Origin of the sequence: Streptomyces luteolifulvus, assembly GCF_008806595.1 — a bacterium.
In the GTDB taxonomy this organism is placed as follows: domain Bacteria; phylum Actinomycetota; class Actinomycetes; order Streptomycetales; family Streptomycetaceae; genus Streptomyces; species Streptomyces luteolifulvus.
In genome coordinates, this window is record NZ_VZRB01000043.1 from 55,556 (window position 1) to 69,440 (window position 13,885).

The following is a 13,885-nucleotide window of genomic DNA, read 5'->3' on the forward strand; positions in this document are numbered from 1 at the left end:
GTTCTACTGCCGGGGTAGCTCCTAGGCTTTCGCAGGTGCCAAAGCTTTCCGTGATCGTGCCGTTCTACAACGTCCAGCAATACGCCCCGGACACCCTCAGAAGCCTTCGCAGAAACGCCCGCAGCGACTTCGAATTCGTGCTGGTCGACGACTTTTCGAAGGACGAAACTCCAGCCGTCCTCGAGCGTGCGGCCGAGGAGCTCTCGGAGGTCGCCCAGGTACGTTTCGTACGCCATGAGAAGAACGGCGGGCTCGCCACCGCGCGCAACACCGGCCTGGACGCGGCGCAGGGCGAGTACCTGACGTTCCTGGACGGCGACGACTGGCTGGCCCCGGGCTACCTCGCCGAACTGGTCTCGGCGATCGAGGAGCTGGGCTGTGACTTCGTCCGCACCGACCATGTGCAGGCCACCGCCCGCGCCCGGACCGTGCAGCGGGCCCCGGTGGGGCGGCGGGGCGAGGTGCTGAACCCGCGCGAGGCGATCCTCCCCGCCCACCGCACGACCTCGGTGGACTACGCCTACGCGTGGGCCGGTGCCTATCACCGCAGACTCCTCGACCGGGGCCTGCTGCACTTCACCGACGGACTGCGCACGGCCGAGGACCGGCCGTGGATCTGGAAGCTGCACCGCGAGGCGGAGTCGTTCGCCGTGGTGAGCCTGCTCGGTGTGTTCTACCGGCGCGGGGTCGCCTCCTCGCTCACCCAGATCGGCGACGTCCGTCAGCTCGACTTCATCCGCGCCTTCGACCAGGTCGTCGAGGAGACGGCGGCCGACCCGGAGGCCGACCGGCTGCTGCCCAAGGCGGTCCGGACGTACTGCGCGATCATCGCCCACCATCTCGCCGACCAGGACAAGTTCGAACCGGCCGTCGCCAGGCAGCTGCGGACGATGAGCGCGGCTGCCATACAGCGCATGCCGCAGGACATGCTCGGCGATGTGCTCGACACCATGGACCTGCACCGCTCCTCCAGGCTGAGGCGGCTGCGACGCCGGATCACCACAGCGAAGGCGGCCGCCTGATGCCCCGTACCACCCAGATCCTCTGCGCCTCCACGCTGTACGGCGCCGCTACCCTGGCGGCCGCGATCGACTCCGGTCTCTTCGCCGAGCCGGACCGCCGTGTGCTGCTGGTGTTCAACAACTCCCAGACCCCGGAGACCACTCCGGCCCTCGACGAGATGCCGGGATTCGCGCCGCTGCGCGACCACTTCGACGACGTGCTGTCCTGGAACGAGGCCATCCGCCCGTTCCACCCCGGCGCCTGGACCCCGCGCCCCGACGACATCCCACTCTTCGAGCGCTATCTGCGGCTGCTGTGGGACCTCGGCGACGACCGCGTGCAGCTGGTCCTGGAGTCCATCCAGGTCACCCCCGCCCTGACGGTGGCACAGCTGTTCACCGACGCCTCGATCGAGGTGTACGCGGACGGCCTGATGAGCTACGGCCCCACCCGCAACAAGATCGACCCGCTGGTCGGCACCCGGGTGCGCAGACTGCTGCACCTGGATCTGGTGCCGGGGCTGACGCCGATGCTGCTGACCGAGTTCGACGTGCCCGCGCAGCTCGTCCCGACGCCGGCGTTCCTGAAGGTGATGGGCGAACTCACCGAGGCCGTACCGGAGCTGCCCGCCGTGCCGGACAACGCGGCCCTGCTGCTGGGCCAGTATCTGTCGGCGCTGAACGTCCTCTCCGCCAAGGAGGAGGAGGACCTGCATGTGCGGATGATGCGGGGCGCGGTCGAGCGCGGGCACCGCACGGTCGTGTTCAAGCCGCACCCCACCGCGCCCGCCCGCTACAGCCGGGCCCTGGAGACCGAGGCGGCGAGGCTCGGCGTGGCGCTCGTCGTGCTGGACACACCCGTGCTCGCCGAGGTGCTGTTCGAGAAGACCCGGCCGGGGCTGGTCGTCGGCTGCTTCTCGACCGCGCTGTTCACGGCCTCCGCGTTCTACGAGCTTCCGGTCGCCCGTGCCGGCACCGAACAGCTCCTGGAGCGTCTGACGCCGTACCAGAACAGCAACCGGGTGCCCGTCGTCCTGGCCGACGCGGTGCTGGAGGACCTGGAGGGCAGGAAGGGCGAGGAGCCCGTGCCGGCCGACACGCTCGGCAGCCTCGTCACCGCGGTGGGCTTCGTGATGCAGCCGCAGATCCACACGGCGCTGCGCCCGGCCGCCGAACGCTATCTCGCCCAGCACCTCGGCCCGCGCACCCAGCGCTACGTCAAGCGCAAACGGCTGACCTCGCTGGGACTGCCCGGCGGGCTCCCGGAGCGGCTGGCGTTCCTGCCCCGCAGCACCACGGCACGCCGGGTGGTACGGCGGGCCAGGGCGCTGAGGAAAGCCGTGAAGCGCTGAGCCAATCGGGCATGAACTCGGGGAGGCCACCAAGGAAACGGAAGCAAACTATCCAGTTGCTCCGTTGAATTCATGGTGGGGCGACGCCCGTGACCCTAGGATCGCGGGCGTCGCCCCAAACGACCCCCGTGAGGCACCCATGACGAAGCTCGGCCGGCTCTACCCCCTGCTCGACGGCGTCCAACTGCCGGACAACCTGCCCTACACCCAGGTCAGCACCTGGGAGCTGAAGTTCCTCTGTCTGCTGGGCAGACAGCACCTCACAGGGCAGGGCCGCGTCGTCGAACTGGGCTCCGGTGGCGGCGGGTCGACGTACGCCCTCGCCCTCGGGCTGCGCGAGAGCCCCGTCTTCGACGAGACGACCGGCCGGCTGCACGCGTACGACTTCTTCCACGTCGGCAAGGGCACCTTCGCCACGGAGAAGTTCTTCACCTCCGGCACCAAGCCCGCGGACGGCAACTCCTTCCTGGACGACTTCCGGGACCGGCTCGAACCGTTCCTGCCGTTCCTGGAGATCCACGCCGGCGACATCTGGCAGACCTCCGACCCGGACGACACCACGTCCATCGAGTTCCTGCACATCGACATCGCCAAGACGGCACGGGTGTTCCGCTGTGTGTCGGAGCGCTTCCTGACCCGGCTGGTGCCCGGCTCGGTCGTCCTCCACCAGGACTTCGCGGGACCGCGTCTGCCCTGGCTGCACCACAGCACGGGCGCGCTGCTGCCGTACATCGAGATCGCCGGACCGCCGATCCGCTCCACGCTCGCCTTCGAGGTGACCCGGCCGATCCCCGAGGACGTGCTCAAGCGGATCTCCGAGGACGACTACACCCTCGACGAGAAGCTGGCGCTGATCTCGGCGGTCCAGGACCGCATCGACCGCGACCACACCGGCGGCATCCCCTTCAAGTCCGTGCTGGAACTGGCGAAGGCGTACGTCGCCCACTACGCCGGCGAGCACAAGCGAGCCTGGTCCATCGCGGATCCCCTCACCTCGGACGCATACCTCAGCCGCACCCGGGCCGACCACTTCGAACAGCTGCGCACGGCGTACGAGACCGACCGTGCGGCGACGCCCCGGGTCTCGCCCGTGGCACGTCTCAAGCGGCTCGTCGGCAAGGGGTGAAGAGAAACGAGGAGAAACAAAGGGTGAAGGGAAACGGGGAAGACGACATTCCGACGCGTTGGAGCGGGGTTAAGAAAACCTCCCTGGCGTCCACAAATGCGGCAGACAGCCTTCCCCGCAGCCCGGTTCGAATCGGCGGTGCGGCCGGAGCCGGACCGGCGGCCGCTGATCTCGTACGTCGTCCCGGTCTACTACGAGCAGGACGGCATCGCCGCCTTCCACACCGAACTGACCGAGGCCCTCGACGGCCGCCCGGAGTTCGACTTCGAGCTGGTGTACGTCAACGACGGCTCCCAGGACGCTTCGCTCGCGATCCTCAAGGACCTCGCGAAGAACGACCCGTGCGTGCGGGCGGTCGACTTCGCCCGCAACTTCGGGGCACACCGACCTCCAGGACCCACCGCGGGTCAGCCTTGAACTGATCGACGCCTGGCGCGAGGTCGCCGAGATCGTGCACGCACGCCGGCGCACCCGGCAGGACACCGCGTCCAAGCGGACCACCGCGCACTTCCACTACCGCCTGCTGCGATCCTCCACCGAGGTGGACATCCCCCTGGACACCGGCGGCTGAAGACCTCCGACGGCGACTATCCGGCCGAACGGCCACTGCGCAGGGCAGCGAGTGCATAGTGCAGATCGCCGGTCAGCCACCGGGGGACGACGGCGTACGCCACCGCCGGCGAGGCCGGCAAGGCGACCGCCGCCCACCACAGGGGCGGGCGGCGGGGGCACCCTCGACGCCGTCGGCCAGGACGGTCGTCATCGATCAACCGCCCAGGACGACCCGCAGGTCCGCCGCGTTCGCCTCCGTGATCTTCCACAGTTCCTGCTGCCGGCCGTGCACATCGGCGACGGTCGCCGCGTGGTCGGCAAGCAGATCCTTGGAGCGTTCGACGAGCCGGGCGGCGAGATGGCGGTCGTGCACCGACACGCCCCACTCGGGCCGCTCGATGTCCCGCAGGAAGTACGCCATCTTCGGGTGCGAGATCAGGCTGATGATGGGCGTACCGCAGCCGAACGGGATCATTCCGGCGTGGCCGCGCATGCCGATCACCAGCTTGGTGCGGGCGTACAGATCGCGGATCTGGTCGTTCTCGAAGTCGTACATCGGGATGACGGGCAGCGAGATGCCGTGCTCGCGGCGCAGATCGAAGGCGATCTTCTCGTCGTCGAGCGAGTGCGCCGCGCACTTCACCTCGGCGAGCTCGCCCAGGTCCCGCACCGCCTGCGCCATCTGGGCCAGGAAGTAGCCGTAGTCGTGGCCGAAGCGCAGGCCCGCACGGTCGTAGGCGGCGTTGACGAGGATGGTGTCCTCGCGCCGGGCCGGGTCCTGCCAGCCCTCGACGAGCTGGCGGGTGACCGTGGTCGGGCAGGGCTGGAAGCGCACCTTGTCGTGCAGGTGGGCCGGGAGCATGGCCCGTACCTTCTCGATCGAGCCGTAGTTGCGCAGCCCGAAGAAGGAAGAGCGCTCGACGAGCAGGCGCAGCGACTCCCGGAACCGGCCCGCACGGTAGGACTGCCCGTCGAAGGCGTTGAAGCCGACGGCGTAGACCGCGATCGGCACGTCGATGCGGTTCAGCAGCTCGTCCGGGACGTTCCACTGCCAGGCGCTGTTGCCGTTGGGCATGGTGTCCGGGATGAACAGGCCGCCGCCCCCGATGACCAGACCGCGGCGGGCGTTGACCCGCGTGAGGGCCGCCTCGTCGAACAGACGGTGGGCGTGCACCGGATGCCAGCGGCGGGAGGTGGTGTCGGGGCCGAAGGCGAGGCGGACGCTCTCGGGCAGCAGTTTGTCGCCCGCGTTGCCCTGGCGGTCCATGTAGAACGCGACGTGGGCCAGCTGCTCTTCGGCGCTGCCCTTCTCCTGGGCCGGTACGGCGGACGCGCGCTGCGCCCACAGGCGGCTGGAGCGGTGGGTGATGTCGACGGACATGCCGGCCGTGGCGTACCGCAGTGCCTCGGCATTGTCGCCGTGCACCCAGGCGATCTGGGCGAGGCGGGCGTAGGCGGTGGCGGCCCGGTTGGGGGCGGCGGAGGCCATCAGCAGCTGCGTCCTGGCCTCGTCGTAGCGGGAGACGCTCATCAGGGCGTGGCCGAGCACCTCGTGCGGCCAGGCCTCGTCGAGCGGGATGCGCACGCTGCTGAGGACGTCGACGGCGTCCTGGTAGTCGCCGGACGCGAGGTGGGCGGCGGCGACCTTGCGGGCGATCTCGACGTCGCCGGTGCGCCTCACGTGCGGGGTGCCGTAGTGGATCAGCAGGTCGTGGTGGAGGCCGCCGGAGGAGGCCAGGTAGGCGGCGTGGAAGTCGGCGTCGGACAGCTCGAACGCGCGCCAGCGTTCCTCGGCCTGGCTGTAGCCGGCCTCGCCGCCCTGCCAGGGCTTGTGGCGGCCGGTGAAGTGCAGGATCGCGGTGTCCTCGGGGACCGGGAGGTCACCGGACAGGCGCCGCTTGACGAAGTTGTAGCGCGGGTCGAGGCGCACGAAGTCACCGTCGAGGACGGCGTTGAGGATGCCCTGGTCGTGCTTGTCGAGCTCGTAGTCGCCACTGCGTCCGCAGCGGTCGAGCCGGGCGCAGAACTCGTCGCTCAGGTACTCGCGCTGGATGACCAGCAGGCCGGAGTTGAGCTTGTGCTGGCCGTAGAAGAACTGCGGGACGGCCGCGAGGCCCTCGCGCAGCCTGAGGAGTTCGCCGAGGTCACCGAGGACGACCATGTCGGTGTCGAGGGTGATGACCGTGTCGTACTCGCGAAGCCTGAAGACGTCGAGGATGAAGTACGCCTTGCGGACCAGGTAGTTGTCCTGGTCGCCCTTCTTGTACGAGTCGTAGTGGTCGGCGTCGACACGGCGCATCACGATGCGCGGGTGCAGGTCGCGGATCTTCGCGATCGAGCCGGGGCGCAGATCGTCGTAGAGGACGACGAAGTCCTCGCACACGCTCGGGTTGGTCAGGGCGAGGCTCTTCAGCAGGACGAGGAAGCCGGGCAGGTAGTTCTCGTCGACGAAGCTCGCGAAGGCTATGCGCCGCTTGCCGGTGAGGGCGTGCGCGTCGGTCGCCGGGGCCCGGGTGGCGGCGGCCGGGGTCGTGGTCGTGGTCATCGCAGGGAGATCCTCATGTCGGTCACGCTCTGGGCCCGCTCCATGACCCATGCCTTCTCGCTGGTGTATTCGTGCACGGAGGTGATGGCCAGCTTCATCGCCTCCTGGACGCGGTAGGCGCCGCTCTCGTAGAAGTCGAAGCCGATCAGGTCGAGGGTCGGGCTGACGTCCAGGAAGTCCAGCAGGTACAGCATGTTGAAGCCGGTGGTCGGGATGCCCGACCAGACGTCGGGGCCGAGCCTGCCGATGTTGCGGACGGGCCAGCGCAGCGACTCGTCGCCGAGGTAGGTCTGCGCGCCGGGCACCAGTCGGTTGCGCAGCGAGTACTTCCAGTCGCCGGAGATGCCGCCGAACACGAGCCGGGTGGTGACCTGTCTGTCCCAGTTGAAGCCGTGCTTGTGGATGGTGGCGTGGATGTCGGTCCGGCTGCCGGTGTGCTTCGGGTCGATCTTGTACGAGTTGAAGCGCACCACCAGGTCGTACGCGTCGATCCGGTCGCCCATCGAACTGCTGCCGACCCGGCCGGAGTTGGCGATCAGGCAGACGGACTTGCCGGCGATCAGATTGCGGAACTCACCGAGGGTGATCCACTGCACGCCGCCGATGGTGGGGTCGGCGACGGGGCCGCGCATCCGGCTGCGGCGCTGTTCGGCGTAAAGGGCGACGGCCTCGGTGTAGGCGGGGAGGCCTTCGGTGTCGGTCCGGTCGCCGCGCAGGTCCAGATACTGGCTGAGCAGTTCCTGCCGGTCGTTGACCGGCGCGTCCTCGGCGGCCAGTGCCAGGAGCGCTCCCACGAGCCGGGGCTCGGCCTGGGCCCAGTCGCCGACGGCGTGCGCGGCGAGGCCTTCGGCCCACACCTCGGTGGCCGGGCGGCGGGCGAACTCCTGGGCGCCCGGGACCTGCCGCTTGAGCAGGGCGAACAGTTCCCGCTCCGTCTCGCCCGCGACGCGCAGTCCGGCGATCCTGGCGCGGACGCCGAAGCCGTCCTCGTCGGTGAGGCCGAGGTAGCGCTCGTACGCCTGAAGGGCCTCGGTCTCCTCGCCGAGGGTCTCCAGGAGACGGGCGCGCAGCCGCCAGCCGGCGCGGGAGTTCTTGCGCTGGGCGAGCACGGTGTCGCTGATGACCAGGGCGAGGTTCAGTTCGTCGTCGTAGCCGCACTCCAGCGCCTTGTTGGCGACGGCGAGCAGCGCGTCGAGCAGTTCGTTGCCGATGCCGGACGAGGGGGCGGCGGCGCCCTTGACGGCACGCTTGAGCAGGGCGGTGGCGCCGCCGGCCGGAGCGGGGGCGGGGGTGCCGGTCGAGGTCGTGCCCCACACGACGAGCAGCTTTCTCAGCTGTTCGGCGAGTTCTGCGCGGCGGCGGTCGATGCTGCCGACGAGTTTGCCGCTGTGCACGGCGCAGGCGCGCAGGCAGTCGTCCAGCTCCCCCCCACGTGCACGTGCCCGTCTGTTCTGGACCCTCGTCATGACGCTCCTGTTTTTGCCAAGCGAAAAGCTGAGTTTGCTGCCGTTTACTGGCCCGTAGGGGGATGTTGAGAAAATTAGGAAGCCAAAACGACGTCCAGGTGAACTCGCCGGGACCATGGGGCTAATCGTTGGCTGGTCCATGAAGACGACCCTGTGATTCGGACTAACGTACTGGGAAGTACCCACAGGAGCGGCCCGTCGAGGGGACATTCGTGACCAGCATGACCGTGCGGCCGGTGACCGACGCACCACCCCGGCAGCCGGAATCGAAGGCCCCCCGGGAAAACCGGCTGCGCGCCCTGGACGGGCTGCGGCTGATCGCCGCGCTGATGGTGGCCGCGTACCACTACGGGGGCCGCGGCGGCGAGGTCACACACGCCTGGGGCAGATCGGCGGCGCACCAGTTTCCCACCCTGCATTCGTATTTCGCGTACGGCTGCCTCGGCGTCCAGGTCTTTTTCGTGATCAGCGGGTTCGTCATCTGTATGAGCGGCTGGGGCCGGTCCCTGCAGTCGTTCTTCGCGTCCCGTGCCTCCCGGCTGCTGCCGGCGTACTGGGCGGCGATCCTGATCGTGACGGCGGTGTTCGCGCTGCCCGCGGTCACCTACGAGGCCCTGTCGCCGAGCGACACCCTGGTGAACCTGACGATGCTTCAGCAGCCGCTGGGTGTGGACCGGATCCTCGGGGTCTGCTGGACACTGTGGGCGGAGGTCCGCTTCTACGCGCTGTTCGCCCTGTGCGTGGTCCTGCCCGGGGCGAGCTGGCGGCGGGTCGTGATGTTCTGCGCGGGCTGGACGCTGGCCGCGGCGATCGCGCAGGGCGCGCGGTCGGAACTGCTGAATATCGTGGTGATGCCCGAGTATGCCCCGTTCTTCATCGGCGGCATGGGCCTCTACCTCGTCCATCGCGACCGGCGTGACGTGTACGCCTGGGGCATCGTGACCGTGAGCTTCCTGATCGGGCAGCACTACGCGGTGCGCAGCCTGTGGAACGCCTCCGACCCCAACGCCTTCGCCCACCGCTCCTCGCTCGGGATCGTCCTCGTCGTCGCCTTCGGCTTCGGCGCGGTGGCCGCGATCGCGCTGGGGCGGCTGAGCTGGGCGAACTGGCGCTGGCTGACGGTGGCGGGGGCGCTGACATATCCCTTCTACCTGGTCCACGAGCACCTGGGCTGGGTGGTGATCCGGGCCCTGCACATCGGGCTCGGCCTGCCGTCGGGGACGACCTTCGGGCTCACGGTCGCGTTGATGCTGCTGCTGGCCAGGCTGCTGAACCGGTACGTCGAGAAACCGCTGACCCCCAGGCTGCGGACGGCACTCAGCAAGCAATGGTGACGGAGAGTTCACCTGACGTTCAGCCCGGGGAAAGTTCTCCTCGCGGTCTTCGAGCATGCATGTCTCATGGCACATGCACAGCAAACCTCCCCCCTGCCCGGTGAGCTCGAGGACGTACCGGGCTGGTTCCCGCCGCTCGACCAGTTCCTGTTCAACTGGTTCCTCGACCGGCAGAAGACGCAAGGGATGCGCGGCGATCTGCTGGAACTCGGCGTCTATCTGGGCAAGAGCGCGATCCTGCTGGGCCGGCACCTCGGGGACGGGGAGCGGTTCACCGTCTGCGACCTGTTCGGCAGCGAGGCGCCCGACGGGGCCAACCGGGCCGAGGCGGCAAAGTCGTACGCCTCCCTGACCCGGCAGGCCTTCGAGCGGAACTACCTCTCCTTCCACGACACCCTGCCGAGGGTAATCGAGGCCCCGAGCTCCGTGATCTCGGCCGAGGTGGCCCCCGGCACCTGCCGCTTCGTGCACATCGACGCCTCGCATCTGTACGAGCACGTGTACGGCGACATCGGCGCGGCCCGCGAGATCCTGGGGCCCGACGGCATCGTTGTCCTCGACGACTTCCGCTCCGAGCACACCCCGGGCGTCTCCGTGGCCGCGTGGGAAGCGGTCCTCAGCCGCGGACTGCGTCCGGTGTGCCTCAGCACCCAGAAGATGTACGGCACTTGGGGTGATCCCGAGCCCCTCCAGGAGGAGCTGATGGCCCTGCTCGACGGGCGCGCGGACTGCGGTCTGAGCGTGCAGTCCGCCGCCGGCCACCGCCTGGTCCGTGCCCGCGCCCAGCGCATGCGACCGCCGTCCTTCCCCCGCTCCCGCCACTACGAGGAGCCCACCCCGCCGCCCGCCCCGGCTCCCCCGCGCCGCCCTTCCCGCACCCGCCGCCTCGCCGCGGACCTGCTGCCGCCGATCTTCACGCGGGCGATGCGGCGACGTTTCCCGGCAGTCGCCTCACAGAAGTGAAACCAGGCACGCGCCTCGTCCCCTCACTCAGGTGAACGGCAGGCGCGCCTTTCCGCGTTCGTGTCATTTTTGTCGAAAATGCACGAATGCGATCATATTGGAGCAAGGCCGCAGTCGCCGTACTGCCGGTCCTCGGTCTCGCCGCGCTCGCCGGCGCGCCCGCCCAGGCGGACCCGACCACCACGACCCGGCAAGTCGACTACCGCGGGCACCGGTTCACCGTGCCGGCCTCCTGGCCGGTGGTGGACCTCGACCAGAACCCGAGAGCCTGTGTGCGGTTCGACCGGCACGCGCTGTACCTGGGACACCCCGGCGCGGACCAGGACTGCCCCAGCCACGCGGTGGGCCGCACGGAGGCACTGCTCGTCGAACCCGACGACAACACGGCCGCCGAGCAGGGCACCGAGGCCGAACCCGTCGAGCGCCAGTACCGCGCCCGCACGGCCGAGGTGACCGTCACCGCCACCTACGACAAGAACCCGGAGCTCGTCCGCGCCATCCTGACCGGCGCCGAGGTCATGTCGGCGGCCCACCTCGTCCCGGTGGTGCCGCCGGCTCCCCCGAGGGCCGTGTCCGCCGTGCCGGCGAGCGCCACCGACCACACGGGCCACGGCTTCGACACCTGCACCGCCCCCTCCTCCGCCGCGATGCGCGCCTGGCGCAAGAGCTCTCCCTACCGGGCGGTCGGCATCTACATCGGCGGGTCCAAGCGCGCGTGCAGCCAGCCCAATCTGACGGAGTCCTGGGTGAGGGAGCAGGCCGCCGCCGGCTGGCGGTTCGTGCCCCTCTACGTCGGCAGACAGGCCTCCGGCATCACCTCGCCCGCGGTGCAGGGGGCGAGCGCGGCCCAGGACGCGATCGTCGAGGCCGTCGCTCTCGGCTTCGGGCCCGGATCGGTCCTGTACTACGACATGGAGGCCTACCCGGCGACGTACACCTCGAAGGTGCTGGCCTTCCAGAAGGCCTGGACGGAGGAGCTGCACTCCTGGGGCTTCCTCTCCGGCTGGTACAGCAGCAGCAGTTCGGGCATCGCCGACCTGGTCGCCAGGTACGGCGACCACACCATGCCGGACGTCATCTACGACGGCCTGTGGAACGGCTTCGCGGACACCTACGACCCGCTGGTGCCGAGCGGCTACTGGGCCGATCACCGGCGCATCCACCAGTACTCCGGGGGCCATCGCGAGACCTGGGGCGGCACCACGATCGAGATCGACCAGGACTACCTGGACGTCCGGCTCGCCACGGACTCCGTGTCCGGCGCTCAGGCCACCCGGTAGCTGGCCTCGATGCCCGCGACGACCAGCGCCAGCCCCTCCTCGAAGTGCCGGTCGTAGTCCTGGAAGAGCTCCGCGCCCGCCTGGGCCGACAGCGGGAAGTCGGCCATCAGGCGGGCGCGTTCGTCGATGTCGAAGCCCTCGCGGCGCTCGCCGGGCAGGGGCTGGACACCCTGTTCCTCGGTGACGAAACCGAGGGTGTACAGGTACGTCGTCCCGGTCGCGCGGACGGCCTGGGCGAGGGTGAAGCCGGCGGCCGTGAACAGGCGGAGGTTGTCCTCCATCTGCTCGGCGTGCACGAGGCTGGTGAAGCGTGAGCCGCTGAAGACCTTGGCGCCGTCGCGGTAGCCGAGCAGGGAGCTGCGCAGTCCGCGGTTGGACTTCAGCAGCCGTTCCCGCCAGGTGTCGCCCGGGTCGAGGGAGGTCCCGGCGATCATCCGCCGGTACATCTCGGTCGCCATCTCGTCGAGCAGCGCCTGCTTGTCCTTGAAGTGCCAGTAGAGGGCGGGCGCCTTGACGTCCAGTTCCCTGGCGATGGCGCGCAGGGTCAGACCGTCCAGTCCGACCTCGTTGAGGAGCTTCAGGGCGGTGTCGGCGACCCGTTGGCGGTCGAGGGGGGCGCGTCGTTCCGTACTCACGCCGGACAACCTAACAGCGACGTTCCGTTTTCCACGCTTGACAACTTAACAGCGTTAAGGCCACTCTCGAAAGCGGTGGGACTTAACAGTGTTAAGGAGAGTGGATCGTGACAGTGGACACGGACGTGCTGATCGTCGGCGCCGGCCCGACCGGCCTCGCCCTCGGGATCGATCTGGCCCGGCGGGGCGTGGACGCGCTGGTCGTGGAGCGGGCCGGCGGACTGTTCCCCGGGTCCCGCGGCAAGGGCATCCAGCCGCGCACGAGGGAGGTGTTCCACGACCTCGGCGTGCTCGACGCGATCCAGGCGGCCGGCGGCAGCTACCCGGTCGGGGTGATCTGGCAGGACGGCCGTCGCGTGGGCGAGCACCGGATGTTCGACCCGGCGGACAGCAGCGAGGACTCGCCGTACACCGAGCCCTGGATGGTGCCCCAGTGGCGCACGCAGGAGATCCTGTTCGCGCGGCTGGAGGAGCTGGGCGGGCGGGTCGACTTCGGCCGTGAGGTCGACGGACTCGCCCAGGACGAGGGCGGGGTGACGGCACAGTTCGCCGCGGGCGCTCCGGTCCGGGCCCGTTACGTGGTCGCCGCCGACGGGGGCCGCTCTGTCGTACGGCGCTCGCTCGGCATCGGGATGACCGGGGAGAGGGTCGACCCGAACCCGATGCTGGTGGCGGACGTCCGGATCGGCGGCCTGGACCGCAACAACCTGCACGTCTTCCCGCCGAACGGGGACGCCGAGGGGTTCCTCGCGATCTGGCCGCTCGCGGGGACGGAGGACTTCCAGGTCGTCGCCCAGTTCCCGGAGGGCACGCCGGTGGACGTCTCCCTGGAGGGCGTCCGCAAGGTCGTGGCCGCCCGCTCGCATCTCGGCCCCGAGGAGGTGACGGAGCTCCGCTGGGCCTCGGACTTCCGCCCGCGTGCGGCCCTGGCGGACCGCTTCCGCGACGGCCGGGTCTTCCTCGCCGGGGACGCGGCGCACATCCACTCACCGGCCGGTGGGCAGGGGCTGAACACCAGCGTCCAGGACGCGTACAACCTGGGCTGGAAGCTGGGGGCGGTCCTGCGGGAGGGCGCACCGGCCGCGCTCCTGGACACCTACGAGGAGGAGCGGCGCCCGATCGCGGCGGACATGCTCGGGCTGTCGACGAGCGTCCACCGGGGCGAGGTACGGCGCGGGGAGGCGACGCGGCAACTGGGGCTGGGGTACCGGGAGTCGTCGCTCACGCAGGAGACACGCAAGGCACCGGGCCCGGTCCGCGCCGGCGACCGCGCACCGGACGCCACGGTGTCCGGCGTACGGCTCTTCGACGCGTTCCGGGGGCCGCACTGGACACTGCTGGCGCTGGGCGCGGAGCCTCCGGCCGACGCCCTGAACGTGGTGAGCGGTCCCGCACACGAGACGTACGGCACGGGCCTGTTTCTTGTGCGCCCGGACGGTTATGTGGGCTGGGCCGGTGAGACGGCCGCCGGACTCACGGAGTACGTGGCCCGGCTCGGTATCGGCTAGATGATCTATTCCAAGGGGTGCCCGTAGAGACGTGAACGAGGGTGTCCAAGATCGTTGTGTGACGAACAACCTGGACACCCTCGCGACCGCACTCTACGTGAGAACCGACGACCTGCTGAAAGC

At 69.7% G+C, this 13,885-nt stretch carries 11 protein-coding genes; 8 read left to right on the forward strand and 3 right to left on the reverse strand.

What is annotated here, in order from left to right; all coding sequences use genetic code 11:
* Positions 1 to 35: 35 nt before the first annotated feature.
* The 4 genes from F7R91_RS36665 to F7R91_RS36680 all read left to right on the forward strand — a co-directional run bounded on the left by F7R91_RS36665 (position 36) and on the right by F7R91_RS36680 (position 3,896).
* Positions 36 to 1,022 (forward strand): glycosyltransferase family 2 protein, encoded by a 987-nt coding sequence (locus F7R91_RS36665; RefSeq protein WP_150957413.1) that lies wholly within the window; start codon positions 36 to 38, stop codon positions 1,020 to 1,022.
* A complete protein-coding gene (locus F7R91_RS36670) occupies positions 1,022 to 2,353 on the forward strand; it encodes an alpha-2,8-polysialyltransferase family protein (protein WP_150957416.1) in 1,332 nt (443 codons plus the stop codon). Before F7R91_RS36665 ends, F7R91_RS36670 begins: the two co-directional genes overlap by 1 nt.
* Before the next feature lie 139 nt (positions 2,354 to 2,492).
* A complete protein-coding gene (locus F7R91_RS36675; protein ID WP_150957417.1) occupies positions 2,493 to 3,479 on the forward strand; it encodes a hypothetical protein in 987 nt (328 codons plus the stop codon).
* A gap of 96 nt (positions 3,480 to 3,575) precedes the next feature.
* Positions 3,576 to 3,896: a glycosyltransferase gene (locus F7R91_RS36680; protein WP_225320993.1), complete on the forward strand. Its 321-nt coding sequence runs from the start codon at positions 3,576 to 3,578 to the stop codon at positions 3,894 to 3,896.
* Between the two features lie 349 nt (positions 3,897 to 4,245).
* On the opposite strand, the gene F7R91_RS36685 is transcribed toward F7R91_RS36680, so the two are convergent.
* The gene (locus F7R91_RS36685) at positions 4,246 to 6,576 is read right to left on the reverse strand and encodes a glycosyltransferase (protein WP_150957420.1); all 2,331 of its coding nucleotides are present in this window, start codon (positions 6,574 to 6,576) and stop codon (positions 4,246 to 4,248) included.
* Positions 6,573 to 8,042 (reverse strand): glycosyltransferase family 29 protein, encoded by a 1,470-nt coding sequence (locus tag F7R91_RS36690; RefSeq protein WP_150957423.1) that lies wholly within the window; start codon positions 8,040 to 8,042, stop codon positions 6,573 to 6,575. Before F7R91_RS36690 ends, F7R91_RS36685 begins: the two co-directional genes overlap by 4 nt.
* Positions 8,043 to 8,263: 221 nt before the next feature.
* Between F7R91_RS36690 and F7R91_RS36695 the strand changes: the two genes are divergently transcribed.
* The 3 genes from F7R91_RS36695 to F7R91_RS36705 all read left to right on the forward strand — a co-directional run bounded on the left by F7R91_RS36695 (position 8,264) and on the right by F7R91_RS36705 (position 11,619).
* Complete coding sequence (locus tag F7R91_RS36695; RefSeq protein WP_150957450.1) at positions 8,264 to 9,376, forward strand: acyltransferase family protein; 1,113 nt, start codon at positions 8,264 to 8,266, stop codon at positions 9,374 to 9,376.
* 66 nt (positions 9,377 to 9,442) lie between these two features.
* On the forward strand, positions 9,443 to 10,339 hold the full coding sequence (locus F7R91_RS36700) for a class I SAM-dependent methyltransferase (protein WP_150957427.1): 897 nt from the start codon (positions 9,443 to 9,445) through the stop codon (positions 10,337 to 10,339).
* Between the two features lie 86 nt (positions 10,340 to 10,425).
* Entirely contained in the window at positions 10,426 to 11,619 is a 1,194-nt protein-coding gene (locus tag F7R91_RS36705) for a DUF1906 domain-containing protein (protein ID WP_150957429.1), read from the forward strand.
* Here F7R91_RS36705 and F7R91_RS36710 read toward each other — a convergent pair.
* Positions 11,604 to 12,254 carry a TetR/AcrR family transcriptional regulator C-terminal domain-containing protein gene (locus F7R91_RS36710; protein ID WP_150957432.1) on the reverse strand — a complete coding sequence of 217 codons (651 nt, stop codon included), beginning with the start codon at positions 12,252 to 12,254 and terminating at the stop codon, positions 11,604 to 11,606. The genes F7R91_RS36705 and F7R91_RS36710 overlap by 16 nt on opposite strands.
* A gap of 113 nt (positions 12,255 to 12,367) precedes the next feature.
* Here F7R91_RS36710 and F7R91_RS36715 point away from each other — a divergent pair, with 113 nt between their 5' ends.
* Positions 12,368 to 13,762, forward strand: coding sequence for an FAD-dependent oxidoreductase (locus F7R91_RS36715; RefSeq protein ID WP_150957453.1), 1,395 nt, complete (start codon positions 12,368 to 12,370; stop codon positions 13,760 to 13,762).
* Positions 13,763 to 13,885: the final 123 nt, after the last annotated feature.